Source organism: Mesorhizobium sp. P3_A9 (assembly GCF_056402975.1).
On record NZ_JBFUGJ010000007.1, the window covers coordinates 29,378 to 53,186 of the forward strand.

Sequence of the window (23,809 nt, forward strand, 5' to 3'; positions counted from 1 at the left end):
CTCTTGAAAAACGATCGGCAGGCTGCCGATTTTGGCGCGCCACGTGTTAGCGGGGCAAAGCGCCGCTCGTCAAGCGTTGCCGCCATTCTGGCACGACTGTCGATGTCGATATCTTGTGCCACCGGCGGCGAATGCCGCCGGTTCGAGGCGCATTGAGGGTCAGTCGAGATCGTCCGCGGCGAGCGACTTCACCAGGTCGATGATCCTGCGACGCACCTTGACGTCGGCGATCTTGACGAAGGCCCGGTTGAGCTGAAGGCCTTCGGGACTGCCGCAGAACTCAACGGCGAAAGCCATCGATGCGTCCTCCGAAAAGCCACGGCCGGCCACCGCTTCCTGGCCAGGCGCATCCTCGAAGAAGAAGGCGACGGGCACGCCGAGTATGGAGGCTATCGCCTGCAGCCGGCTGGCGCCGACGCGGTTGGTGCCCTTTTCGTATTTCTGGATTTGTTGAAATGTGATGCCGAGATTCTCACCCAGCTTTTCCTGGCTCATTCCGAGCATGTTGCGCCGAAGCCGGATGCGACTTCCAACGTGGATGTCGATGGGATTCGGTTTCTTCTTGTTTTCTTCTGTCATTTTTTCCTCGCCGAATTTTTTCGGCTTTGTGATTTTTTTCTCGCCCAAAAAAGGCCGGAGGCGACTGCCCCAACAGTACGATCCACCGGCTTCGAGAAATTTTCAGGCGATACAGTATGAGTTTCTAATGTGTCGACTGTCAATTCACCCGTAGCCTTTGCCTTACGTTCAACAGCGCCCCCATGAGCGCAAACAGCAACATGATCAGCATTCCGTTAATGCGCCGCTGGCCCGAGGAAACGACCGTCTGTCCGGCAATCGGCACCTTCACATCGATGGCTCCGCGCGCATTGATCGCCAGCGCATCGACGATGCGACCGTGTGGATCGACGACGGCCGAGATGCCGTTGTTGGCAGCACGCAGCAAGGGCAATCCGTTCTCCACCGCACGAATCTGGGCCTGCCTGAAATGCTGATACGGTCCCGGTGTGTCCCCGAACCAGGCATCATTGGTAACGTTCACAATAAGCTGCGCTGACGTAGCGTCAACTGCCACAAGATCGGGAAAGATCACCTCATAACAGATAAATGGAAGGGCGCGGATGCCGCCCGGCAGCGTGATGGCGTGGCGCTCGTTGCCGGCGGCGAACGTCACCGGACCGGCGACAAGCTGTGCAATGCCGAAACGGTTGAGAAGGTCGGCGAAAGGCAGGTACTCGCCGAACGGCACCAGATGGACCTTGTCGACGGCGTCAGCGATTTCGCCCTTGTCGTTGATCGCCACGACGGAATTGTAATAGCGGCTGTCGGCGGCCGCGGACCTGCCTTCCTCGCGAACGACGCCGGCGATCAGCATCTGACCGTCGGCCAGCATGTCACCCAGCGCCGTCAATGCGTCCGGGCGCTCGGTGAAGAGGAACGGCACCGAGGTTTCCGGCCAGATAATGAGCTGTGGCTTGCCGTGACCCGGGTCAGGCGCCTTGGCGGACAGGCCGAGCAAAGTGGCGAAGATGCGGTCGCGCACCGAGGCGTCCCATTTTTCACTGAGGTCGACGGCCGGCTGGACGATGCGGACATCCAGGCTGCGCTCCGCCGGCTTTTCAGGAGCGGTAAGCCTGACATAGCCGAAGCCGACATGGGCTGATGCAAGCAGGACGAACAGTGCGGCGCCCAGGCGACGGTGCCGGCGCGCCGCCAGCAGCGCCGGCAGCGAAAAGAGGAACACGGCAAGCACGTTCATGCCGATCATGCCGGTCACCGACACGCTCTGCATCATCAGGGGTACCGGCATCGCGGCGTAGCCGATGGCATTCCAGGGAAAACCGGTGAACAGGAAGCCGCGCAGCCACTCGGTCAGCCCGAAGCCGAAGGCAAGGGCGGCGATGCGGCCGATATCGCTGCTCCACAGCAGCCGGGCGACCATGGTTGCGAAGCCGTAGAAAAAGGCGAGCGCGAAGGGAATGCCGATCACGGCAAAGGGCAGCGCCCAGGCAAAGTCGTCGGCCTCGACCAGCAGCGCGGAGCCGATCCACCAGAGACCGGCGAGAAAGTAGCCGAAACCAAACCACCAGCCGACGGCGAAGGCCGGCCGCAGGCGCCGGAACAGGCTGCCGGAGGCCTCGCCGGTCGCGCCGTCGAGCAGCCAGACCAGCAGCGGAAACGAGATGAAGCAGGCGGCGAAAAAATCGTAGGGCGCCTGGCCAAGCACCGCCAGGGCGCCTGCAAGAAACGCCACGAGTGCGCGCCGCCAACCCCAAAGCAGAATTATCCGGCCGGCCAGGCGCTCCATGCATACTTCCGAGTCGCGCGAATCAGGACGCAAGATTTATCAGGCCGCGGCCCGCGCTCCAAACGCCGGCCTGTCAGCCGCCGCGCTAACGGTGCCAGCCGTCAATGCGCAGACCGCTCAACCGCTCGGCCTCTTCGCGGGAGACGGAACGGATGGGCTGGGTGAAGGTCCAGACATGGCCCTCGGGATCGCGGGCCCGATACTGGCGTTCGCCGTAGAACTGGTCCGCGGGCTCCTGGATTATGTCTGCGCCGGCCGCCCTCGCCTGTTCGCAATGCGCATCCAGGCCGTCCTTGAGCCTGACATAGACCGATTGCGTGTTCTTGCCCGAGACCGAAGCCGGGCTCGCGACATACTCACTCCATTCGGAATCGACGATGATAGTGCAATCGCCAAACCGCATCTCGGCATGGACGAGCTTTCCCTCGGCATCACTGACCACCATGCTGCGCTCGAAGCCGAAAGCCGCTTCCAGCCACGCCAGCGCGGCACGAGGATCCCTGTAGAAGACACCGGACCCCAGACTTGCGTGCTTGAACGGGTCGTCGATCGTCATCGAGCGAGCGGAAAACTCACGCCTGCTCGGTGCGCGCCGTGGCACGCCGGCGRCGCTCGCCYTTCTGGCTCTGCACGATGCGCACSCGYTTGACGCGGCGCGGRTCKGCGTCGAGCACRTGGAACTCGAAGCCKGGWATGGCYTGCACCACCTCGCCRCGCGCCGGCACGCGGCCSAGCGTGTTGAAGATCATGCCGCCGATCGTGTCGACATATTCGCCATGTTCGCCGGCAGCGAAGTCCTCGCCGATCATCTTGGCGACTTCGTCGATCTCGGCCTTGCCGTCAACGATGAAAATGCCGTCACCGGCCTGGGTGATCATCGGCTCATCGTCGTCATGCTCGTCCTCGATGTCGCCGACGACCATCTCGACAATGTCTTCGAGCGAAACAAGCCCGTCGGTGCCGCCATATTCATCGATGACCAGCGCCATCTGCGTGCGCGTGGTCTGCATGCGGCCCATCAGGTCGGAGGCCAGCATCGATGGCGGTACGAACAGAACCTGGCGGATCAGATTGAGCTCGCCGATGGTGCGTGCGAGGTCGACCTGAGCGAGATCCAGCTGCGTGACGACAGGCGTCTTCCTGGTCGCGCGGCCCTTCTTGACGCGCGCGAGCTTGGTGATGTGGGCCAGTACGTCGCGGATATGGACCATGCCGCGCGGATCGTCGAGCGTCTCGGAATAGACCGGCATGCGGGAATGGCCGGACTGTTCGAAGGTGCCCAGGAGATCGCCGAGCGTCGTGGTGATCTCGACCGCCTCGATGTCGGCGCGCGGCACCATGACATCCTCGACGCGCACTTCGCGCAGCCGCAGGATGTTGTTGAGCATGGCGCGCTCGCCAGGCGAGAAGGATTCGGCGTCACTGGCCGTCTCGGCAAGCGCGCCGGCGATTTCCTCACGCAGGCTGGTGCCGTTGCGTTGCCTGAACAGGCCCAAAACGCGGTCGAACAGGGAGGGGCCGGCAGGCGAATGCTCGCTGGCAGCGCTGCCGGTGCTGGCAGCACCAGGGGTAACGGTACTCGGACTTGATCCCTCTTCCGACGTATCGGAAGCCTTGGGCGCACTGCCGGCGTCGGGGCGGGCGGCAGTTTCTGGTTTGTCGTTCATCGTCGTCCGGTCAATTGTCAGATGTAGTTACGCGTAGGGATCGGGAATGGCAAGCCTTGCAAGGGCTGCGCGTTCGATGGCTTCCATCTCCTCGGCCTCGGCGTCGGTCTCGTGATCATGGCCCAGCAAATGCAGCAGGCCGTGGATGACGAGATGGGTGATATGGTTCTGCACCGGCTTGTCTTCCAGTGCCGCTTCGCGTGAAACCGTCTCAGCGGCGAGCACGATATCGCCCAGCATCGGTGGCAATGGGCCGCCTTTCACATGTGGAAAAGCCGGGAAAGACAAGACGTTGGTGGGTTTGTCCTTGCCGCGCCAGTCGGCATTGAGGGTCCGGATATGGGCGTCGTCGGAAAAAACGATGCTGAGTTCGGAAGAACCCGTCAAGCCGGTCTCGGCAAAAGCGGCGCCAACCGCGCGGTCGACCAGCCGCGTCAGGCTGGCCTCATCGGGCCAGTCGCCGGCTTCGACCGATATATCGATGTCGACGGGAGGATTCCCGTCGCCGGATATTTTGTCCTCAGGCATGAAGCCGCATCGTCAAGATCAATTCTCGGCGCCCAGRCCRCGCGCCAGCTTGGCGTCGCGRTCATAGGCCCTGACGATTTCSGCCACCAGCGGRTGGCGRACSACGTCGATATCGTTGAAGCGCACGGTGACCGCGCCGGCCACGCCGTCGAGGACACGCAAGGCTTCGACCAGGCCTGATTTGGTGCTCGGAGGCAGGTCGATCTGGGTCGGATCGCCGGTGACGATCATGCGCGAGTTCTCGCCGAGACGGGTCAGGAACATCTTCATCTGCATCGGCGTGGTGTTCTGCGCCTCGTCGAGRATGACGGCGGCRTGCGCCAGCGTGCGGCCGCGCATGAAGGCSAGCGGSGCGATCTCGATCACCTCGGCGGCAATGGCRCGCTCGACCTTGTCGGCCGGCATCATGTCGTAGAGCGCGTCATAAAGCGGCCGCAGATACGGATCGACCTTTTCCTTCATGTCGCCGGGCAGGAAGCCCAAGCGTTCGCCGGCCTCGACGGCCGGCCGCGACAGGATGATCCGCTCGACCATGCCGCGTTCCAGCAGCATCGCCGCATGCGCCACCGCCAGATAGGTCTTGCCGGTACCGGCCGGACCGATGCCGAACACCAGTTCCGACCGCTCCAGCGCCCGCATATAGGCGTCCTGGTTSAGCGAGCGGGCATAGATCGTCTTCTTRCGGGTGGCGATCTGGGCGGCGGAGACCTTGCCCTTGCGCTCCAGCGTCGGCAGCGTCAGCTGATCGTCGGCGGCGACCGCCATGCGCACGGCGCCATCGACGTCGGACTGGCCGATATCGACGCCCTTCTGCAGAATCCCGTAGAGATTGTCCAAGGCGCGGCGCGCCTGTTCGGCGGCAGAAGCCGACCCCTTGATGGTCAGCTGGTTGCCGCGCGAGCGGATATCGACGCCGAGCTTCTGCTCGAGCCGGGCGAGGTTCTCGTCGAACTGACCGTAAAGGGCGCTGGCAAGCTTGTTGTTGTCGAAAGTCAGAACGATGTGCGCCATRTCMGARGCCCCAGATGCCGGTACCGGGGGCAGRTTCTTCASYTCWGCWGCGCTCAACCGTCTCTCCTCATCTGCCGAGRCCRTCAGGCCAATTCGGCGAACAGGCTATTGTAGCCCGTCTTCGTGATTCGCACCTGGATAATGTCACCGATTTCGCCGGCCTTTTCATCAACAATAACCGGCTGCAGCCAAGGTGAGCGGCCGACCTTCTGGCCTGCCTGCCGTCCGGGCTTCTCGATCAGCGTGTCGATGGTGCTGCCGACCAGGCTCAAACCGAAATCCTGCTGCTGTTTCAAGAGCAATGCCTGCAGGCGTTGCAGGCGCTCGTCCTTGACCGTTTCCGGCACGTGATCGGGCATGTCGGCGCCCGGCGTGCCGGGGCGCGGCGAATATTTGAACGAAAAGGCCGAGGCGTAATTCACCTGGCGCACAAGATCCATGGTCGCCTCGAAATCGGCCTCGGTCTCGCCGGGGAAGCCGACGATGAAATCGCCGGACAGCGCGATATCGGGCCGTGCCGCGCGGATACGGTCGAGCAATGCCAGATAATCCTTGGCCGTATGCCTGCGGTTCATCGCTTTCAGGATGCGGTCGGACCCCGATTGCACCGGCAGATGCAGATAAGGCATCAGCGACGGCAGGTCGCGATGGGCAGCGATCAGTTCGTCGTCCATGTCGCGCGGATGGCTGGTGGTGTAGCGCAGCCGCGCCAGACCGGGGATTTCGGCCAGCCTGAACAGCAGCCGGCCAAGGCCCCATTCCTCGCCGTTGTCGCCCTTGCCATGCCAGGCATTGACGTTCTGGCCAAGCAGCGTCACCTCGCGCACGCCGGCTTCGGCCAGGCGCTCGGCCTCGGCGACGATCTGCGCCACCGACCGCGACACTTCAGATCCCCTGGTGTAGGGCACGACGCAGAAGGTGCAGAACTTGTCGCAGCCTTCCTGCACGGTGAGGAATGCGGTGACGCCGCGCTTGATCACCTCGGCGCGCTTGGGTTGCGGCAGATGGTCGAACTTGTCCTCGATGGCGTAGTCGGTCTCGACGATCTTTTCGCCGTTGCGCACTCTCGCCAGCACGTCGGGCAGACGGTGATAGGTCTGCGGCCCGATGACCAGATCGACGGCCGGCGAACGCCGGATGATCTCCGCGCCCTCGGCCTGCGCCACGCAGCCGGCGACGCCAATCAGCAGTTCGCGGCCGGCAATGGCGCGCTCCGCCTTCATGTCGCGGATGCGGCCGAGTTCGGAATAGACCTTTTCCGCCGCCTTTTCCCTGATGTGGCAGGTGTTGAGCAGCACCAGATCGGCCTCGTCGATGGCATCGGTCGCGGTATAGCCGTCGGCTGCCAGCGCATCGCCCATGCGCTGTGAATCATAAACGTTCATCTGGCAGCCATAGGTCTTGATGAAGACCTTTTTCGCTGCCGTGGCGCCAGCAGCCGGCTGCCCGGCCACGGTGCCGATGTCGTCGCTTTCAATCGTGTTCAAGTCCATCCGGCGGCTTCTAACGCCTTTCCGCGACAAAAAACAGACGATTCTCGGCATGCGCCTGCTGGCGTATGCCGGGGCTAGCGGCTCGGACGCGGATCGGCGAGTGCCGCCTGCATCATCTCGCGCACCTGGCTTTCCATCAGCCTGGCCGTTTCCTTGCGGTTCGAGCCCTTGGCAAAGGCGATCGGCTCGCCGAAATGCACCTCGACGTCGAGCGCGCCTTCCGCCATCAGCACTTTCAGATGCGGCATCAAATCCTCGTCGCCGATCCAGGCCGAGATCGGCCGATGGCGGCGGCCGAGCGGCACGCCGTGCAGGCGCGTGTAGGCGATCGCCACCGGCTGGATGAACACCTGCTCGGCAGCACCCTCCGAAATCGCCATCGAGGCGGCGCCGAACAGTGTGCTTTTGAAGGGCAGGACAGCATTGCCGTCACCGGTCGAGCCCTCGGCGAACAGCACCATGGCGTCGCCCTTGGCCATGCGGCTGGCGATCTCGCTGGCCTGGTCTCCCGAGGAACGCTTGCGTTCGCGCTCGATAAAAACGGTGCGCTGCAACTTGGACAGCATGCCGATCAGCGGCCAGCCTTCCATATCGGCCCTGGCGATGAATTTCACATCGGCAAAGGAGCCCAGCACCATGATGTCGGTCCAGGAGATGTGGTTTGCGGCAACCAGGAGGGGCCGTTTGTCGGACAACGCCCCCTTGATATGGACGCGCATGCCGAGCGCTCTGAGGATCAGCCTGTGCCAGATTTTGAGGATGACGGTTTCCGGCCACCAGCCGGTCTTCATCGACAGTATCTGCAATGGCACCAGGACCAGCGAACCGGCGACGACAAGGCCCAGGGCCAGGAAAATCCTGATTCTTCCGATCATACTGTCCTGGCCTTATCCCGGCGTCTGGCTAGCGAAGATCCCGGCGCATGACAAGCGCGCCGGTCGGCCCGCGATCGGGCGACTTGTAGTAGTCCGGGCGCTTGCCGACTTCGCGGAAGCCCAGCCGACGATAGAGGGCAATCGCGGCGACATTGGTCTCGTCGACCTCGAGGAATAGCGCTTCGGCGCGCTGCACATGCAGTTCGCGCAGTACCGCATCCATCAACTGCCAGCCCAGCCCCTGGCGACGATGCGATCGCGCCACCGCGACGGTCAGGATTTCGCCTTCGCCGGCAGCCAGCCTCGCCAGCACGAAGCCKACTGGCGGCTTGGCGCCCTGCCCGGTTTCGCGCGCCGCGTAGCCGAAGACGGTGTCCTGCTCGAGCAAGGCGGCGAACTCGCCATCGGTCCACGGGCGGACGAAGTCCTCGCGGTGCAGCAACGAGACTGTCGGGCTGTCGGTGATCCTGAGCGGCTCGAGCGCATAATCCCGGCGGCGCGATTGGAGAAAAGGTATGCGCATTAATTTTGTTGCCTTGATAAAATGAACCCGGCCTGCGGCTTGGCGTCCGCGCCGCGCAAATAAAGTGGTTTCGGCCTTTCGCCCTCGCCTTTGGCGGCGGCCAGACGTGCATATGTGGCAATGTCGGCGGTGGCCGTCCGGGGCCCTGTATCGAAATCCCGGCCCGCCGATGCGGCGATCTCTACCGCCGCGGTGCCGGCAAGCACCGCAGCGTACTCGATCGCTAAGACAGTGGCTTCCGGCAATGTGGTCACCGCTGGTCCGTAAGTTAAAACTAACGCTTTGTCGTAAAGCGCGGCATGGATTTCGTCACGCCCGGCATCGAGCGCCGCCAGGACTGCACGGCCGGGAAATGCCGCTGCAGCTTCAGCCGCGAGCGCTTCGAGCGTCGTCACACCGATCGCAGGAATTTTCAGCGCCAGCGCCAGACCACGCGCGGTCGACACGCCGACGCGCAGGCCAGTGAAGGAAYCGGGACCGATGGAGACGGCAATGGCGCCAAGGCCGGCATAGTTGGTTTCGCCCGCCGTCAGCGCCTCGGCGATGACGGCCATCAGGTGCTCGGCATGGCCCTTGCCGAGATCGAGCACCGAGCGGCCAAGCTCCATCCCAGCCGCCGCGTCGTAGACGCAGGCGGCGCAGAGGCTGGCGGCACAGTCGATGGCAAGCACTTTCATGAGGTGACCGCTTCCGAGAAACACCTCCCTGTGCCCGCCACGGCGCGCCACCGCAAGCATAATTTGTTAAGCGGCTTCGCTTCCCAGCGCGCTATCAGACCTGTTCGATGCGCAGCATGTGGTTGTCCCAGACATAGTCCGGCTCGGACCGCATCGCGCCGCTGCCCTCGATGATCGCGCCGGCGCCGGTGGTGGCCATGAAGCCAGCTCCGTCGGGAGCCACGCCACAGACCTCGACCAGCGCACTGTTCGAGAGAACCTGGCCGTTGGCCGCATCGATCACCACAAGCGAATTGCCTTCCGGCGATGAGACGGCGACGGTGCCGGCCAAAGGATTGGCGGCAACCGAGCCGATATAGTTGCGGAAGCCGGACAGTACGTCCTGCGGCATGTCGAGCAGCTGCAACTCCTTGCCGCGCGTGGCGCGGCCGACCAGCAGCGGACGATCGGTGCCGGGACCCCGGTATTGGCAGCCGAACCAGACGGTGCCGGATGGGTCAGTGTCCATGTGACGGATCGACAGCTGGTGCAGTGAAGCCGGCAATTCGTGCTTTTCGATCAAGTCGCCGGAGACGCGGTCGATCAGTACATAGGACGGCTTCATGGTGGCGATGTTGAGCTCGGCGCGACCATAATCGGGATGGGTCTCGATGCCGCCATTGGCCACCGCGATCGTCCTGCCGTCACCCAGCAGCAGAAGCTCGTGCGGGCCCATGCCGTAGGTCGGGAATTCGCCGATGCGCTTGAATTTCGCCCGCGCGTCGTAGACGCCGACGACACCGGCGGCGTTGTCGAAATCGTTCTCGGTGGCATAGAGCAGCGCCCCGTCGGGCGAGAACACGCCATGGCCGAAGAAATGCCGGCCGCTGACGCTGGCGATGGTCAGCGGGGCGTCGCGCCCGGTGTGATCGAAAACGACGGCAAAGGTGCCGGGCTGGCGGGCGAAGACCACCGAACGCTTCGAGACGGGATCGAAGGTGACGTCATGGCCGCGATCGGGCAGGTCGATCGCATGGAGCAGCTTGCCGGCCTCGGACAGGACGGCGGCGCCAAAACTGCCGTCACGCTTGACGAAAGCCGTGGCGAAAACGGCGTCGACAGCAAGCGTCTTCGCCCAGGCCGACGGCGCCATCACGGCAGCAAAGCCGATGCCTGCGGCCCTGAGGAAATCCCGGCGATCGATGAGAGGCGTCTTCAAGATCAGTCCCCATCCAGCGAGGAGAAGCCAGCGGTCAGGCCGAATTCGGCGGTCAGCCTGGTGCCGATCAGCGTCGACAGGCTGGAGGTGATCAGCGCGAAATGCTCGAGTTTTTCGCGCATCGCCGGGTCCGCCAACGTCTTGTCGATCGGACCCTGAATGGACTTCGCGGTGGCGACGCCGTTGACCAGCTGGATGTGGATCGATTCCGCCATCCAGCGCGCATCTTCAGGCAAGGCATCGCCAAGTTTCGAGGCCTGGAACAGCGCATCGATGCCGGCGAGATTTCCCGCAAGCGAATTGGCGGTGTTTTGCGAACGCCAATAGATTGCCTGCTTCGGCTTGTCCGCCTCGGGCTTGCCGCCGAAAAAGCCCTTCAGGCGGACATCCCTCACCATTTCCAGCTCGTTGATGAAGACGCCGACCAGTTCGGTCACCGCTTCGTTGCCGTCGCGGTAGAGGGCGTTCTGCGGTCCCGGATTGGCCCAGAGTGCGGCAAAACCGTCCGGCTTGTTCCAGGCTGCGCTGACTTCACCAGCCATGGTTTCGATATTGCCGGCAATCGCAGCGCCATAGGCGCAGCGATAGGGATCATCCTTGCCCGCCAGCGCGTCGGCGCCGTCGCCGTAGAGCACGAATTCCAACGCGCCGAGCCCCTGCATGGCGACACTCTTGCCGGCCAGTTGTGCCGGATCGGTAGCGCCGGCGTCCTTGTTCGACAGCGCGGCCTGCACCTGTTTCAGGCCGATGCTCTTGCGATCCGGCCAGAACAGCGTGCGCTCCAGACGGTTGTTCTCCTTGATCGGCCCGAAGCCGATGATCTCGGCCGATGACCAGGCATAGACCGTGGCCGAAAATTCGGCCTGCGCCGCGTCGAGTTCCCCTTGCGAAGGCGCTTCGCAAAGCTTGTGCATCGCCTTCGTCAGGGCTTCCGCATGCTGCTGCAGGTCGGCATAGGCCGGCCTGACAAAGCCGTCGATCGCCCGCTGGATGATGTCGGAGGCTTTCACCGCCGCCGATGCCGGGAGAACGCCCAGCAGAACCAGCGGCAGAACGAGAACCAGTGCGGAACGCTTCAGCATTAGAATGACTCCAGGAATTTGAGCAGCGCATCGCGCTCGGCCGCGTTGGCGGCGGCAAAGCGGTCGCGCGCCTTTTGCGCCTCGCCACCATGCCACAGGATCGCCTCGGTCAGGCTGCGCGCGCGGCCATCGTGCAGAAAGAAGGAATTGCCGTTGACGGTTTCGGTGAGGCCGATGCCCCAAAGCGGCGGGCTGCGCCATTCGCTTCCCGTCGCATCGCCCACAGCCTGGCCGTCGGCCAGATCGGGACCCATGTCGTGCAGCAGGAAGTCGGAATAGGGCCAGATCAATTGGAAGGCCTGCGCCTTGTTGGGCGCGTCGCGGCGGGTAACAAATTTCGGCGTGTGGCAGGAAACGCAGCCGATTTCATAGAAGACCTTCTTGCCGGCGAGCACATCAGGCGCGGCGAGATCGCGGCGTGCCGGCACGGCCAGGTTTTGCGAATAGAAGGTGACGAGATCCATCACCGGCGGCGGTGCCTCGACCGGGCCGAGCCGCTCCTGGACGCCATTCGGCATGGCGAGGCATTTTGCTTGCGCCGCGGTGCAGTCGCCCCAATGTTTTGGTTCTTCCGGCGTCGAGATGCCGATGTCGCCGGCAAAGGCGTCCGCCGCCTGCTGGCGGATCGATGCTGTCTGCGCCTTCCAGCCGAAACGGCCAAGCATCAGCTCCCCGCTCAGGCTGTCGCGCACTATGTTCGGCCTGCCGGAAATGCCATCGCCGTTTCGATCGTCCGGATCGGCATTGGCCAGAATGTCCGCCGGCGCGATCTGCTCGATCAGGCCAAGGCCGATCATCGGCGGCGTCAGGCGTGGCGACAGCGTGGTGCGCGGATCAAGCGGCCCATAGGCAAGATCGGTGACGGCGTAGCCGGGTTTGCGCAGGGAAACCACCGTGCCGTCCGTCAGTTCCACCTTACGATCGAGATAGTCGACACGCATCCGACCTTCGCCGCGCAGACCGGGTACGGCCAGTTCCTGCAACTGCGTGCCATAGACCGGGTCGGGAAAGTTGAGCAATTGGTGGCTGGCAATGGCTGCTTTCTCCTCGGCGTTGCTGGCGTCGCGCGCCAGCCGCAGGAACATCGAGGTGGTGCCGGTATCGCCTTGCGGCGGACGGCCGCGACCATCCTTCAGATGGCAGTTCTGGCAGGCGCGTTCGTTGAACAGCGGACCAAGCCCGTCGGACGCCTGCGTCGAGGATGGCGACGAGACCCAGTTCTTGCGAAACAAAGCGTTGCCGAGCTTGAAAGTGCCCTCTTCCTCGAAGGTGAGGTTGGCCGAGGATTGCGAGAAGGCGTCGCGGTCGACGTTCTTCTTCGAGGTGCGGGCGCCACCTTGCATCAGCTCGAACGCCTCGGGTTTGGAGAAATCCGTGGTCGGCCTGGTGACGGCGATGACGCGCGCCTGATCTTTTTGATTAAGGTCGCTGCGCGTGGTGGCGAGCCCGGCTGGCTGAAGGTCGCCGGCAAGCGCCGACGATGTCAGCGCCAGCGCTAGAATGGTAAAACGCCGACGAGCCGGTCCGGCTGGTCTTCTCAGGAGAAGCGGCGAGCCGGCGGCCCGCCGCAAGCGGCGCAGGAATTCTAGCAGGCGCCGCATTCCCGCATGCCTTTACTCCGCCTCGTTGGCCGCGTCTGCGTTGAGCTGGCCGTACTTCTCCTCGCCGATCGAGGCGAGCAGGTCGAGCTGCGTCTCGAGGAAGTCGATGTGACCTTCCTCGTCAGCCAGCAGATCCTCGAACAGTTTCATCGTCACGTAATCGCCCACCTCGTGGCAGATTTCGCGCGAACGCTTGTAGGCAGTGCGCGCGTCATATTCGCCGGCAAGATCGGATTCGAGCACTTCCTTGACGTTCTGGCCAATGCGCAGCGGCGCCACGGACTGCAGGTTCGGATGGCCTTCAAGAAAGATGATGCGGGCGATGAGCTTGTCGGCGTGATGCATCTCCTCGATCGATTCGGCCCGCTCCTTCTTGGCCAGCTTGGTGTATCCCCAATCCTCCAGCAGACGGAAATGCACCCAATATTGATTGACGGCTCCAAGCTCCAGGAAAAGAGCCTCGTTAAGCCGCTCGATGATCTGAATTTCGCCTTTCATGGGTTCTGCTCCCGTATTGGACGCGCAGGCCTCTGACGCGATCCAGATGTGAAACGACATCCACGCCGCTCGCCTCCGAGCGGGCGTGGTAATTYTCGGTGACCCGAATGATCGTTTCGACCACATTTGGGAAGCAGCCGCAACAGCGGCCGCGCTTYTGCATSGYGTGATAGACCTTGGCCGGCACGATGAGYTGCCASGGRTCYTGGTCCAGCAGYSCKAYRATCGTCTGCTCGATCTCCCTCTCRGTGATGATRTTGCAATGGCAGATCAGCATTTATAGCGCTCGGATGGCTGACGGCGCCTCCCGCGCCGTTTGGCTTGTTTTGGTCCCGGAGCCCATTCCGAAGCCGATTATCAGGCTCCGGACCAAGCTCCAGGTTTCGGCGTTTACTTGAACACCTTGTCCGGTGCGTCGAGGCTGTCGGATCCCTCGAAGGCAATGGCGTTGAGTTTCAGCGAGCCAACGGCGCGTTCGATCGACTTGGTCTGGTCGATCAGCGCGTCGATCGCCGCCTGCACGGTGGCATTACCTGCCGTGTTGCCCTCGGCGATCTGCTGGTCATAGGCCTCGCCCGCCAGTGCCCGCGCCTTGATCGCCTCCATCTTGGCGACGGTGACATCGAGTTTATCGGACAGTTCCTTGTCGATCGCCGGATCGGCCACCTTGACCATGTCATGCACCGAAGGCCCCGAAACGATGGTGCCGTCTAGCCTGGTATAGCTGGCCAGGTAGGCAGCGCGGATGCCGATCGCGTCATAGAGATGGGAATTGTAGGTGTTGTCGGAGAAGCAGTCGTGCTCCTCTTCTGGATCGTGCAGCAGCAGGCCGAGCTTCATGCGCTCGCCGGCGAGTTCGCCGTAGGAGAGCGAGCCCATGCCGGTGAAGATGACCGAGATCGCGGTGTTCGGCTCGCCATCGACCAGGTTCTTGCGCGCCGCGCCGTCTTCCTTCCAGTTGCCGACCATTTCCTGCAGGTCGGAAACCAGAAGSKYGCTGGCSGACTTCAGATATTCGGCGCGGCGGTCGCAATTGCCGCCGGTGCAGTTCTTGAGGTCGTAGTCGGTGTAGGGGCGCTCGCCGGCGCCSGGSCCGGTGCCGTGCAGRTCCTGGCCCCAGAGCAAGAATTCGATGGCGTGATAGCCGGTGGCGACATTGGCCTCGATGCCGCCGGCCTCCTGCAGCGTGCCGGAGAGAAATTCCGGCGAAAGCTTCGAGGCATCGACCTTCTTGCCGTTGATCTCGATTTCCTTGTTGGCGATCACATTGGCCGTATAGAGCGCATTCGCATCGGATTCGGTGCCGTAGCTCTTGGCGACATAGTCGATCAGGCCTTCGTCCAGCGGCCAGGAATTCACCTTGCCTTCCCAGTCGTCGACGATCTTGTTGCCGAAGCGGTAGACCTCGGTCTGCTGGTAGGGCACGCGCGATGCCTTCCAGGCGTCGCGGGCGGCATTGAGCGTTTCCGCCGACGGATTGGCCAACAGCGCGTCTACCGCCTTGTCGAGGGCCTGCGCCGTGGTCAGCGAGTCCTCATATTTGGCAAGCGCCATGTCGGAATAGGTCTTGATGACCGGCTTGGCATCGGTTTCCGCCTTGGCAGGCAGCACGAACACCGCCGCCGTCAGCAGCGCCGTGGCACCAATCGCCGCAAGCCTGCCGCCGTATCGTGCTGTCATTATCGCTCTCCAGTTTCTCGGGAATTCTATGAATGGCGCGCACGGCAACCGGCGCCAGGCCATATCGATGCCATAAGGCACAAGACTTGCCGCGCCATCGCGCGGTTCGCGGAAGAAAGACACCAAAATGCCTCCAATCGAACGGGTTCAAGGCCCAAACATCAAAGGGATGCGCTAACGCGCAGGCTTCCATAAAGCTTCGACGCTGGTGGAAGTCAACGAAAATCTACGGGAAAAGCCAATCGAAACAACAGTTTAGAATTATTCTAAACTACAACGCTCAACTTTACGTCCCGGCTGCACCGGCTTTGCCGCCGAACTGTATGATTGACAGCCACCATTCCGAGTGCGACCCGCAAGCGCCGTCTTGCGGCGGCGCCAGACAATTGCCAGTTGGCGAGACATCCTAGAATCGAATCGGGATTGGAATGCGATGAAGAACGGCGTGGTCATTGTCGGTGCGGGTCATGCGGGCGTGCAGGCGGCCGCCAGTCTGCGCGAGGACGGCTATGACGCGCCGGTGATCCTCATCAGTGACGAGAACGAGTTACCCTATCACAAGCCGCCGCTGTCAAAGACCTTCATCAAGGATGCCGAGGCCAAACCGCAACCCTTGCGGGGCGAGGCCTTTTATACCGGCAACGCCATCGACTACCGGGCGGGCATCCGGATTGACCGCATCGATGCCGGCGGACGACGCGTCGACATCGCCGGCGGCGGCACGCTTGCCTTCGACCATCTGATCCTGGCGACCGGATCGCGCCCACGCGTCCTGCCGCTGCCGGGCTCAGATCTTTCCGGCGTTTTGTCGCTGCGTTCGCTGGCCGATGCGCGGCGGATCCGTGAGTTGAGCGCGCAGAGCGAAGATGTCGTCATCCTCGGCGGCGGCTTCATCGGGCTGGAGATCGCCGCGACACTGCGGTCGGCCGGCCGCACGGTAACGGTGGTGGAAGCGGTCGACCGACTGCTTGGCCGCGCGGTGGCACCGGTGGTGGCGAGCCATGTCCGGCAAAGGCTGGAAGCGACAGGCGTGCGCATCCTGACTGGCACCTCGATTTCAAAACTCGAAGGCGAAAACGGCCATGTCGTCGCCGCGATCACCTCATCAGGCGAAAGGCTGCTGGCGCGCATGGTCATTGTCGGCATCGGCGCAGTGCCCAATGTCGAATTGGCGCAGGAAGCCGGCCTCACCATCGCCAACGGCATCCGCGTCGACCACCAGATGCGCAGTTCGATGCCGGAAATCCTGGCTATTGGCGACGCCGCCTCCTACCGGCACTGGTTCACCGGCGGCGACGTGCGGCTGGAATCGGTGCAGAACGCCACCGACCAGGCGCGGCTTGCCGCCCGCACCATCACGGGCCATGCCGATGCCTATTCGGCGGTGCCATGGTTCTGGTCCGACATTGGCGACATGAAGCTGCAGATGGTCGGGCTGACCGCCGGCGGCGACGGCCATGTCGTGCTGGGCGACCTGCCCGACAACAAGTTCTCGATCTACCACTATGCCGGCGACCGGCTGCTCGGCATCGAATCCGTCAACCGCCCCGGCGACCATATGCTCGGCCGCAAGATGCTCGGCGCCGGCTTCTCGCCGACGCCGGAAACTGTTGCGGCGGGGCCGGATGGACTGAAGGCGGCACTGGCCGCTTTCCAGCAGGATGAACCTGCCCGCGCTGCGGGATAGTTGGCAAGGCTGCGGGAAGATCCCGATCTGGAGCGCCGGCGCTGCCCCTCATCCGCCTGCCGGCGTTCGTCATTCGAAAAGCCAAGCAATTGGCTTTTCGTCCACTAGCGGACCATTCCTCAACTCCCCGTATAGTGACGGGGAGAAGGCGAGCTCCAGTTCAGGCAGCGCAAACTTCGCGGATCGAGCTTTCCAGGATGTCGAGCGCTTCGTTCATGATCTCGTCCTGGATGGTGATCGGCGCCAGGAAGCGGATGACGTTGCCGTAGACGCCGCAGGTCAGCAGGATCAGGCCCTTGTCGAGCGCCTTCAACCGGATGGCATTGGCGATCTCAGCCGACGGCAGGCCCTTCTTGACGTCGTTGAACTCGACCGCGTTCATGAAGCCGAGACCCCTTATGTCGACGATCTCGGGCACGTCGTCACGGATCGACTGCAGGCGCTGCTTCAGCCTTGCGCCCAGCGAGTTGGCGCGGTCGCAGAGCTTTTCGTCCTCGATCACATCGAGCACGGCGTGTGCGGCAGCAACGCCGATCGGGCTGCCGCCATAGGTGCCGCCGAGGCCGCCGGGGCCGGGCGCATCCATGATCTCGGCGCGGCCGGTGACCGCCGACAGCGGGAAACCGCCGGCCAGGCTCTTGGCCATGGTGGTGATGTCGGCCGCGACTTCATGATGATCCATCGCGAACATCTTGCCGGTGCGGGCAAAGCCGGTCTGCACCTCGTCGGCGATGAGCAGCATGCCGTGCTGGTCGCAGAGCTTGCGCAGTGCCGTCAGGAATTCGCGAGGCGCGTCGTAGAAGCCGCCCTCGCCCTGGACCGGCTCGATGATGATGGCGGCGACGCGGGCCGGGTCGACATCGGCCTTGAACAGCCTGTCGAGCGCGGCCAGCGAGTCTGCCACCGACACGCCGTGCAGCGGCACCGGGAACGGCGCGTGATAGACGTCGCCCGGCATGGCGCCGAAACCGACCTTGTAGGGCACGACCTTGCCGGTCAGCGCCATACCCATGAAGGTGCGACCGTGGAAGCCGCCGGCGAAGGCGATGACGGCCTGGCGGCCTGTGGCGTTGCGGGCGATCTTGATGGCATTTTCGACCGCCTCGGCGCCGGTGGTGACGAAGATCGTCTTCTTCTCGAACTTGCCCGGCAGCATGGCGTTCAGCCGTTCAGCGAGCCGCACATAGCTCTCATAGGGCACCACCTGGTGGCAGGTGTGGGTGAAGCGATCGAGCTGCGCCTTGACCGCCTCGATCACCCTGGGATGGCGGTGGCCGGTGTTGACGACGGCGATGCCCGACGAGAAGTCGATGTAGCGGCGGCCTTCGACATCCCAGATTTCCGAGTTTTCAGCCCGGTCGGCGTAGATTTGCGTGGTCATGCCGACGCCGCGCGAGATCGACTGGTTCTTGCGTTCGGAAATGGCTGAATTCTTCATGATATCCCTCATCGGGCCGGCGCCCGTTCTCGTTGATCAGATGTCTTCTGACCTTATTTCACGTTTTCCTCAAGTCGGCACCATCGGCAGGCGATTGGGCCTGATCTCCTTAGCCAGTCATCCGATACGCGTACGAGACAGGTTTCCTTTTTCCGGAGATCGACTATCCTCCAGATGTCCGCGAGGCATCGCGATCAGCGAGCGACCCGCGGCTGGGGGAGCCCATGAGCAGGAACGCGACATCGTCCGTCTCGCCGCCATCCGTCAGAACCTCCAGCCTTTTGTCTTTTCCAACCGTGTCTGCAGTGTGCGTCTGCACAGCCGCATTGCTGCTCGCCGGCTGCCAGAAGCTGGAAGCGGCGGACAAGAAACTGCCGGTCATGGTGCGCACCGAAACGGTGGCGATGGCCGACTATGCGCCGAGAACCTCGCTGACCGGGGTGATCGCGGCGCGCACGCTGAACAATCTGTCGTTCCGGGTCGGCGGCCGCGTCGCCGAGCGGCTTGTCGATGTCGGCCAGCATGTCGACCAGGGTGCGGTGCTTGCCCGCATCGATCCGCAGGAGCAGCAATCCGATCTGCGCTCCGCACAAGCCGATCTTGACGCGGCACAAGCGCAACTGACCCAGTCCGCCGCCGCCTTCGAGCGGCAGAAGACGCTGCTTGCCCAGGGCTTCACCACCAGGCGCGACTATGACGCCGCCGACCAGGCGCTGAAGGTGGCGCAAGGCAGTGTCGACGCCGCGCAGAGCGCATTCGCCAACGCCCAGCAAAACCTGTCCTTCACCGAGCTCAAGGCCGGCGCCCCCGGCGTCATCACCGCCCGCCAGGTCGAAGCCGGCCAAGTAGTGCAAGCCGCGCAAACCGTCTTCACCGTCGCCGAGGACGGCGACCGCGACGCGGTGTTCAACGTGCAGGAGACGCTGGTCGCCAGGACGCCGCCGTCGCCGGCGGTGACGATCACGCTGTTGTCGGACCCGCAGGTCCGGGCAAAAGGCACGGTGCGCGAAATCGCGCCGGCGGTCGACCAGGCCTCCGGTTCGATCAGGGTCAAGATCGGCATTCCCGACACGCCGGCCGGCATGCCGCTGGGGGCGGCCGTCATCGGCTCGGTCAGCGCCAAGCCGGCGAAGGCGATCCTGCTGCCCTGGCAGGCGCTGACGTCCAGCGCCGGCAAACCGGCTGTCTGGATCGTCGATCCCTCGACCAAGGCGGTGGCGACGACGCCGGTCGAGGTGCTGGCCTACGATTCGGGCACCGTCGTCATCGCCGGCGGGCTGAACGAGGGCCAAAGCGTCGTCACCGCAGGCGGGCAGTTGCTCAGTCCCGGCCAGACGGTCGAGATATCGGGGGCGAGCCAATGAACCGGTTGCCGCGCATGCTGCTTGGCCTGTTCGCACTTGGCGCGCTCGCCGCCTGCTCGAAGTCCGAGGAAAAGCCACCGGAGATCATCCGGCCGGTGCTGTCGGTGGTGATCGAGCCGCGCACCACGCAGATCTATGGCTTTGCCGGCTCGGTCGAGCCGCAGGTCAGCGCCGACCTCGCCTTCCGCCTGCTCGGCCGCGTCGTCTCGCGCGACGTCAAGGTCGGCGACATCGTCAGCAAGGGCACGACGATCGCCGCACTCGACCCGACCGCGCTGGAGTTGGCGGCGCAAGCGGCCACGGCCGAGCTCTCCAATGCCGAGGCGCAGTTCGCCAACGCCGCCGCGAGCGAGGAGCGCCAGCGCCAGCTGCTTGCCTCCGCCAACACCACGCAGGCCGTCTTCGACACCGCCCAGCAGGCACGCAAAGCAGCAGAAGCCAGTGTCGAGCGGGCCAAGGCCGCGCTTGCCAAATCGCAGGAGCAGCTTGGCTACGCCAGGCTGTTTTCGGATTTCGACGGCGTCGTCACCGCGGTCGGCGCCGAGGTTGGGCAGACCGTTTCGGCCGGCCAGACGGTGGTCACCGTGGCGCGCTCGGATCTGCGCGAAGCGGTGGTCGATATTCCCGACCAGCTGACCGGCGATCTCACCGCCGGCACGCCGTTCCAGGTCATCTTGCAATCGCTGCCGACGATCCAGACAGAGGCCAAGCTGCGCGAGATCGCGCCACAGGCCGAGGGCTCGACGCGCACGCGGCGTGTCAAGCTGACGCTCACCGATCCGCCGCAGGCCTTCCGGCTCGGCTCGACGGTGACGGCGACCCGCGTGACCAAGGTTGCGCCGACGATCGAACTGCCCATCTCGGCGCTGCTCGAAAAGAACGGTGCAGACAAGGTGTGGATCGTCGACCCACAAACCTCGAGCGTGAGCGCGAAAGAGATCAAGGTGGCCGCCAAGGGCGCCGCCACCTTCACCGTCACCGAGGGGCTGGAGGCCGGGATGCGCGTCGTCACCGCGGGCGTCCACAGCCTGAGCGAAGGCCAGAAGGTCAAAGTGCTGGAGGGTGGCGTCTGATGAAGGGCTTCAATCTCTCCGACTGGGCACTCAGCCACCGCTCCATGGTCTGGTATTTCATGCTGGTCTTCGTGGTCGCCGGCATCTTCTCCTACCTCAATCTCGGCCGTGAGGAAGACCCCAACTTCACCATCAAGACGATGATCATCCAGGCCAACTGGCCGGGCGCGTCGGTCAAGGAGACATTGCAACAGGTCACCGATCGCATCGAGAAGAAGCTCGAGGAGCTCGACAGTCTCGACTTCACCAGATCCGTCACCACCGCCGGCCAGACCGTCATCTTCGTCAACCTGAAGGACACCACCAAGGCGCGCGATGTCGTGCCGAACTGGATTCAGGTGCGCAACATGGTCAACGACATCAAGGCGCAATTTCCGCAAGGCGTGCAGGGACCGTTCTTCAATGACCGCTTCGGCGATGTCTACGGCAACATCTACGCCTTCACATCGGACGGGCTGACGCCGCGCCAGCTGCGCGACTATGTCGAGGATGCCCGCACCAAGATCCTGACCGTGCCGAATGCCGGCAAGGTCGACCTGGTCGGCGCGCAGGACGAAGCCATCTATCTCGAATTCTCGACCCGCCAGATCGCCGCCCTTGGCCTCAACCAGCAGGCGATCGTGGCAAGCCTGCAGGCGCAGAACGCGATCACGCCGTCCGGCGTCATCCAGTCCGGACCGGAGCGCATCAGCGTGCGCGTCGGTGGCCAGTTCACCTCCGAGGACAGCCTTCGCGCCATCAATCTGCGCGTCAACGACCGCTTCTTCCGGCTGAGCGACGTGGCGACGATCACGCGCGGCTATGCCGATCCGCCAACGGCGCTGTTCCGCTTCAATGGCCAGGACGCCATCGGGCTCGCCATCGGCATGAAGCCCAACGCCAATCTGCTCGAATTCGGCGAGGCGCTGCACAAGGAGATGAACAAGGTGCTGGCCGACCTKCCGGTCGGCGTCGGCGTGCATCTGGTCGCCGACCAGCCTGTCATCGTCGAGGAGGCSGTYTCSGGCTTYACSCGSGCKYTGKYYGARGCGGTSGCSATCGTGCTYGCRGTGTCSTTCATCARCCTCGGCRTGCGYGCCGGCYTCGTCGTSGCGCTGTCGATCCCGCTGGTGCTGGCCATCACCTTCACGGTCATGGCCTATCTCGGCATATCGCTGCAGCGTATTTCGCTGGGCGCGCTGATCATCGCGCTCGGGCTGCTGGTCGACGACGCGATGATCGCGGTCGAGATGATGGTGGCGCGGCTCGAGGTCGGCGACAATCTGCGCAAGGCAGCGACCTATGTCTACACATCGACCGCCTTTCCGATGCTGACCGGCACGCTGGTGACGGTCGCCGGCTTCATCCCGATCGGCCTCAATTCGAGCGCTGCCGGCGAATACACCTTCACGCTGTTCGTCGTCATCGCCGTGTCTCTGCTGGTGTCATGGATCGTGGCGGTGCTGTTCGCGCCGCTGCTCGGTGTCACCATCCTGCCGGCGACGATGAAGGCAAAGCATCACGACCAGCCGGGACGCTTCACCGCGGTGTTCCGGCGCGTGCTTGTCGGCTCGGTGCGCCATCACTGGCTGACCATTATCGTCACGGTGCTGTTGTTTGCCGGCTCGATCGCCGGCTTCGGCCTGGTCCAGCAGCAGTTCTTTCCGCCGTCGGACCGGCCGGAGCTGATCGTCGACTGGAACCTGCCGCAGAATTCCTCGATCGCCGAGACACGCGACCAGATGGAGCGTTTCGAGCAGCGGGCGCTGGTCGGCAATCCCGACATCGACCATTTCTCGTCCTATATCGGCCAGGGCGCGGTGCGCTTCGTGCTAGCCTATGACGTGCAGCCGGCCAACCCCTATTTCGGCCAGACGGTGATCGTCACCAAGAGCATCGAGGCGCGCAACCGGGTCAAGCCGGCTTTGGAAAAGCTGCTGCGCGMGGAGTTCGTCGGCACCGAYGCYTTCGTCAAGCCGCTSGARCTYGGGCCGCCGGTCGGCCGYCCCGTGCAGTACCGYGTCGGCGGYCCCGACATYCAGACRGTGCGSGARCTGGCGCAGCAAKTCGCCGGTGTCATTTCAGCCAACCCGAAGCTTGCCGCGCCGACCTTCGACTGGAACGAGCCGCAGCGCGTGCTGAGGGTCGACGTGCTGCAGGACAAGGCGCGCCAGCTCGGCATCACCTCCTCCGACATCGCCAGCGCGCTGAACAGCACGGTCGGCGGCGCCGCCATCACCCAGGTGCGCGACGCGACCTACCTGATCAATGTCGTGGCCCGTTCGCGCGAGGCTGAGCGCGGCTCGATCGGAACGCTGCAGAACTTGCAGCTGCCGACCAGCACAGGCGAGGCCATCCCGCTCGCGGCGGTGGCCAATTTCCGCTACGACCTCGAACAGCCGACGGTGTGGCGGCGTGACCGCATTCCGACCATCACCGTGCGCGCCGGCCTGGTCGGCGACGTGCTGCCGGCTACCGTGGTCAACGAGTTGAAGCCATCGGTCGGCGCCTTCATCGCCAAGCTGCCGCCGGGCTATTCGGTCGAGACCGCCGGCTCGGTCGAGGAAAGCGCCAAGAGCCAGGGACCGATCGCAGCGGTGGTGCCGCTGATGCTGTTCGTCATGGCGACGATCCTGATGGTGCAGTTGCAAAGCTTCCAGCGCCTGTTCCTGGTCGTAGCGGTGGCGCCGCTCGGCCTGATCGGCGTAGTGGCGGCCCTGGTGCCGAGCGGCGCGCCGCTCGGCTTCGTCGCCATCCTCGGCGTGCTGGCGCTGATCGGCATCCTGATCCGCAACTCGGTCATCCTGATCGTGCAGATCGAGGATCTCGTCCGCGAGGGCAAGGACCGCTGGGCGGCCGTCATCGAAGCGACCGAACACCGCATGCGGCCGATCGCGCTGACGGCGGCCGCCGCCAGCCTCGCGCTGATCCCTATCGCGCGGGAAGTGTTCTGGGGACCGATGGCCTATGCCATGATGGGCGGTATCATCGCCGGTACAGCGATCACGCTGCTGTTCCTGCCGGCGCTTTATGTGACGTGGTTCCGGATCAAGGAGCCGAAACCGGTGCAAGATGGTGAAGGCGCACACGGGGAAACGGTACAGGAAGGTGGGGCAGCCTGAAATCC

21 protein-coding genes are annotated in these 23,809 nt (G+C 64.0%); 4 read left to right on the forward strand and 17 right to left on the reverse strand.

Annotated elements, in window-relative coordinates:
- Positions 1 to 159: 159 nt before the first annotated feature.
- The 16 genes from AC1DX0_RS02635 to AC1DX0_RS02710 all read right to left on the reverse strand — a co-directional run bounded on the left by AC1DX0_RS02635 (position 160) and on the right by AC1DX0_RS02710 (position 15,141).
- On the reverse strand, positions 160 to 579 hold the full coding sequence (locus AC1DX0_RS02635) for a helix-turn-helix domain-containing protein (RefSeq protein WP_027047724.1): 420 nt from the start codon (positions 577 to 579) through the stop codon (positions 160 to 162).
- A 139-nt stretch (positions 580 to 718) separates the two neighbouring features.
- Complete coding sequence (lnt, locus tag AC1DX0_RS02640; protein ID WP_477223029.1) at positions 719 to 2,308, reverse strand: apolipoprotein N-acyltransferase; 1,590 nt, start codon at positions 2,306 to 2,308, stop codon at positions 719 to 721.
- 85 nt (positions 2,309 to 2,393) lie between these two features.
- Positions 2,394 to 2,864, reverse strand: a complete 471-nt coding sequence (locus AC1DX0_RS02645) for a VOC family protein (protein ID WP_477223030.1) — start codon at positions 2,862 to 2,864, stop codon at positions 2,394 to 2,396.
- Between the two features lie 16 nt (positions 2,865 to 2,880).
- Complete coding sequence (locus AC1DX0_RS02650) at positions 2,881 to 3,975, reverse strand: hemolysin family protein (RefSeq protein ID WP_477223031.1); 1,095 nt, start codon at positions 3,973 to 3,975, stop codon at positions 2,881 to 2,883.
- Positions 3,976 to 4,002: 27 nt separating this feature from the next.
- A complete protein-coding gene (gene ybeY, locus AC1DX0_RS02655) occupies positions 4,003 to 4,503 on the reverse strand; it encodes an rRNA maturation RNase YbeY (protein ID WP_477223032.1) in 501 nt (166 codons plus the stop codon).
- An 18-nt stretch (positions 4,504 to 4,521) separates the two neighbouring features.
- On the reverse strand, positions 4,522 to 5,514 hold the full coding sequence (locus tag AC1DX0_RS02660) for a PhoH family protein (RefSeq protein WP_023766987.1): 993 nt from the start codon (positions 5,512 to 5,514) through the stop codon (positions 4,522 to 4,524).
- Positions 5,515 to 5,597: 83 nt separating this feature from the next.
- On the reverse strand, positions 5,598 to 7,007 hold the full coding sequence (gene miaB / locus AC1DX0_RS02665) for a tRNA (N6-isopentenyl adenosine(37)-C2)-methylthiotransferase MiaB (protein ID WP_477223033.1): 1,410 nt from the start codon (positions 7,005 to 7,007) through the stop codon (positions 5,598 to 5,600).
- Positions 7,008 to 7,081: 74 nt separating this feature from the next.
- Positions 7,082 to 7,882: a lyso-ornithine lipid O-acyltransferase gene (gene olsA / locus AC1DX0_RS02670; RefSeq protein ID WP_477223034.1), complete on the reverse strand. Its 801-nt coding sequence runs from the start codon at positions 7,880 to 7,882 to the stop codon at positions 7,082 to 7,084.
- Between the two features lie 28 nt (positions 7,883 to 7,910).
- Positions 7,911 to 8,405 carry a GNAT family N-acetyltransferase gene (locus AC1DX0_RS02675; protein ID WP_477223035.1) on the reverse strand — a complete coding sequence of 165 codons (495 nt, stop codon included), beginning with the start codon at positions 8,403 to 8,405 and terminating at the stop codon, positions 7,911 to 7,913.
- Positions 8,405 to 9,082, reverse strand: a complete 678-nt coding sequence (gene tsaB, locus AC1DX0_RS02680) for a tRNA (adenosine(37)-N6)-threonylcarbamoyltransferase complex dimerization subunit type 1 TsaB (RefSeq protein ID WP_477354195.1) — start codon at positions 9,080 to 9,082, stop codon at positions 8,405 to 8,407. The genes AC1DX0_RS02675 and tsaB overlap by 1 nt, the downstream gene beginning before the upstream one ends.
- Before the next feature lie 94 nt (positions 9,083 to 9,176).
- Positions 9,177 to 10,280: a DUF1513 domain-containing protein gene (locus AC1DX0_RS02685; protein WP_477223037.1), complete on the reverse strand. Its 1,104-nt coding sequence runs from the start codon at positions 10,278 to 10,280 to the stop codon at positions 9,177 to 9,179.
- A 2-nt stretch (positions 10,281 to 10,282) separates the two neighbouring features.
- Positions 10,283 to 11,362 (reverse strand): imelysin family protein, encoded by a 1,080-nt coding sequence (locus tag AC1DX0_RS02690; RefSeq protein WP_477223038.1) that lies wholly within the window; start codon positions 11,360 to 11,362, stop codon positions 10,283 to 10,285.
- A complete protein-coding gene (locus AC1DX0_RS02695; protein ID WP_477223039.1) occupies positions 11,362 to 12,963 on the reverse strand; it encodes a di-heme oxidoreductase family protein in 1,602 nt (533 codons plus the stop codon). Before AC1DX0_RS02695 ends, AC1DX0_RS02690 begins: the two co-directional genes overlap by 1 nt.
- 12 nt (positions 12,964 to 12,975) lie before the next feature.
- The gene (bfr, locus tag AC1DX0_RS02700; protein ID WP_477223040.1) at positions 12,976 to 13,461 is read right to left on the reverse strand and encodes a bacterioferritin; all 486 of its coding nucleotides are present in this window, start codon (positions 13,459 to 13,461) and stop codon (positions 12,976 to 12,978) included.
- Positions 13,427 to 13,738 (reverse strand): (2Fe-2S)-binding protein, encoded by a 312-nt coding sequence (locus AC1DX0_RS02705; RefSeq protein WP_477354198.1) that lies wholly within the window; start codon positions 13,736 to 13,738, stop codon positions 13,427 to 13,429. The genes bfr and AC1DX0_RS02705 overlap by 35 nt, the downstream gene beginning before the upstream one ends.
- 113 nt (positions 13,739 to 13,851) lie before the next feature.
- Positions 13,852 to 15,141 (reverse strand): imelysin family protein, encoded by a 1,290-nt coding sequence (locus AC1DX0_RS02710; protein ID WP_477354201.1) that lies wholly within the window; start codon positions 15,139 to 15,141, stop codon positions 13,852 to 13,854.
- Between the two features lie 433 nt (positions 15,142 to 15,574).
- On the opposite strand from AC1DX0_RS02710, the gene AC1DX0_RS02715 reads away from it, so the two are divergent.
- The gene (locus tag AC1DX0_RS02715) at positions 15,575 to 16,828 is read left to right on the forward strand and encodes an NAD(P)/FAD-dependent oxidoreductase (RefSeq protein WP_477223043.1); all 1,254 of its coding nucleotides are present in this window, start codon (positions 15,575 to 15,577) and stop codon (positions 16,826 to 16,828) included.
- 160 nt (positions 16,829 to 16,988) lie between these two features.
- On the opposite strand, the gene AC1DX0_RS02720 is transcribed toward AC1DX0_RS02715, so the two are convergent.
- Complete coding sequence (locus AC1DX0_RS02720; protein ID WP_477223044.1) at positions 16,989 to 18,266, reverse strand: 4-aminobutyrate--2-oxoglutarate transaminase; 1,278 nt, start codon at positions 18,264 to 18,266, stop codon at positions 16,989 to 16,991.
- A 224-nt stretch (positions 18,267 to 18,490) separates the two neighbouring features.
- Here AC1DX0_RS02720 and AC1DX0_RS02725 point away from each other — a divergent pair, with 224 nt between their 5' ends.
- From AC1DX0_RS02725 to AC1DX0_RS02735, 3 genes are read left to right on the forward strand one after another with little or no spacing between them, the layout of a single operon-like run.
- The gene (locus tag AC1DX0_RS02725) at positions 18,491 to 19,630 is read left to right on the forward strand and encodes an efflux RND transporter periplasmic adaptor subunit (protein ID WP_477223045.1); all 1,140 of its coding nucleotides are present in this window, start codon (positions 18,491 to 18,493) and stop codon (positions 19,628 to 19,630) included.
- The gene (locus AC1DX0_RS02730; RefSeq protein WP_477223046.1) at positions 19,627 to 20,703 is read left to right on the forward strand and encodes an efflux RND transporter periplasmic adaptor subunit; all 1,077 of its coding nucleotides are present in this window, start codon (positions 19,627 to 19,629) and stop codon (positions 20,701 to 20,703) included. Before AC1DX0_RS02725 ends, AC1DX0_RS02730 begins: the two co-directional genes overlap by 4 nt.
- A complete protein-coding gene (locus tag AC1DX0_RS02735) occupies positions 20,703 to 23,804 on the forward strand; it encodes an efflux RND transporter permease subunit (RefSeq protein ID WP_477354203.1) in 3,102 nt (1,033 codons plus the stop codon). Before AC1DX0_RS02730 ends, AC1DX0_RS02735 begins: the two co-directional genes overlap by 1 nt.
- The last annotated feature ends 5 nt before the right edge of the window (positions 23,805 to 23,809 follow it).

Excerpts from the sequence above, each read along its gene's own strand:
- AC1DX0_RS02635 (WP_027047724.1), bottom strand. The coding sequence starts at position 579 with ATGACAGAAGAAAACAAGAAGAAACCGAATCCCATCGACATCCACGTT.
- lnt (WP_477223029.1), bottom strand. The coding sequence starts at position 2,308 with ATGGAGCGCCTGGCCGGCCGGATAATTCTGCTTTGGGGTTGGCGGCGC.
- AC1DX0_RS02645 (WP_477223030.1), bottom strand. The coding sequence starts at position 2,864 with ATGACGATCGACGACCCGTTCAAGCACGCAAGTCTGGGGTCCGGTGTC.
- ybeY (WP_477223032.1), bottom strand. The coding sequence starts at position 4,503 with ATGCCTGAGGACAAAATATCCGGCGACGGGAATCCTCCCGTCGACATC.
- miaB (WP_477223033.1), bottom strand. The coding sequence starts at position 7,007 with ATGGACTTGAACACGATTGAAAGCGACGACATCGGCACCGTGGCCGGG.
- olsA (WP_477223034.1), bottom strand. The coding sequence starts at position 7,882 with ATGATCGGAAGAATCAGGATTTTCCTGGCCCTGGGCCTTGTCGTCGCC.
- AC1DX0_RS02690 (WP_477223038.1), bottom strand. The coding sequence starts at position 11,362 with ATGCTGAAGCGTTCCGCACTGGTTCTCGTTCTGCCGCTGGTTCTGCTG.
- AC1DX0_RS02695 (WP_477223039.1), bottom strand. The coding sequence starts at position 12,963 with ATGCGGCGCCTGCTAGAATTCCTGCGCCGCTTGCGGCGGGCCGCCGGC.
- bfr (WP_477223040.1), bottom strand. The coding sequence starts at position 13,461 with ATGAAAGGCGAAATTCAGATCATCGAGCGGCTTAACGAGGCTCTTTTC.
- AC1DX0_RS02715 (WP_477223043.1), top strand. The coding sequence starts at position 15,575 with ATGAAGAACGGCGTGGTCATTGTCGGTGCGGGTCATGCGGGCGTGCAG.
- AC1DX0_RS02720 (WP_477223044.1), bottom strand. The coding sequence starts at position 18,266 with ATGAAGAATTCAGCCATTTCCGAACGCAAGAACCAGTCGATCTCGCGC.
- AC1DX0_RS02725 (WP_477223045.1), top strand. The coding sequence starts at position 18,491 with ATGAGCAGGAACGCGACATCGTCCGTCTCGCCGCCATCCGTCAGAACC.
- AC1DX0_RS02730 (WP_477223046.1), top strand. The coding sequence starts at position 19,627 with ATGAACCGGTTGCCGCGCATGCTGCTTGGCCTGTTCGCACTTGGCGCG.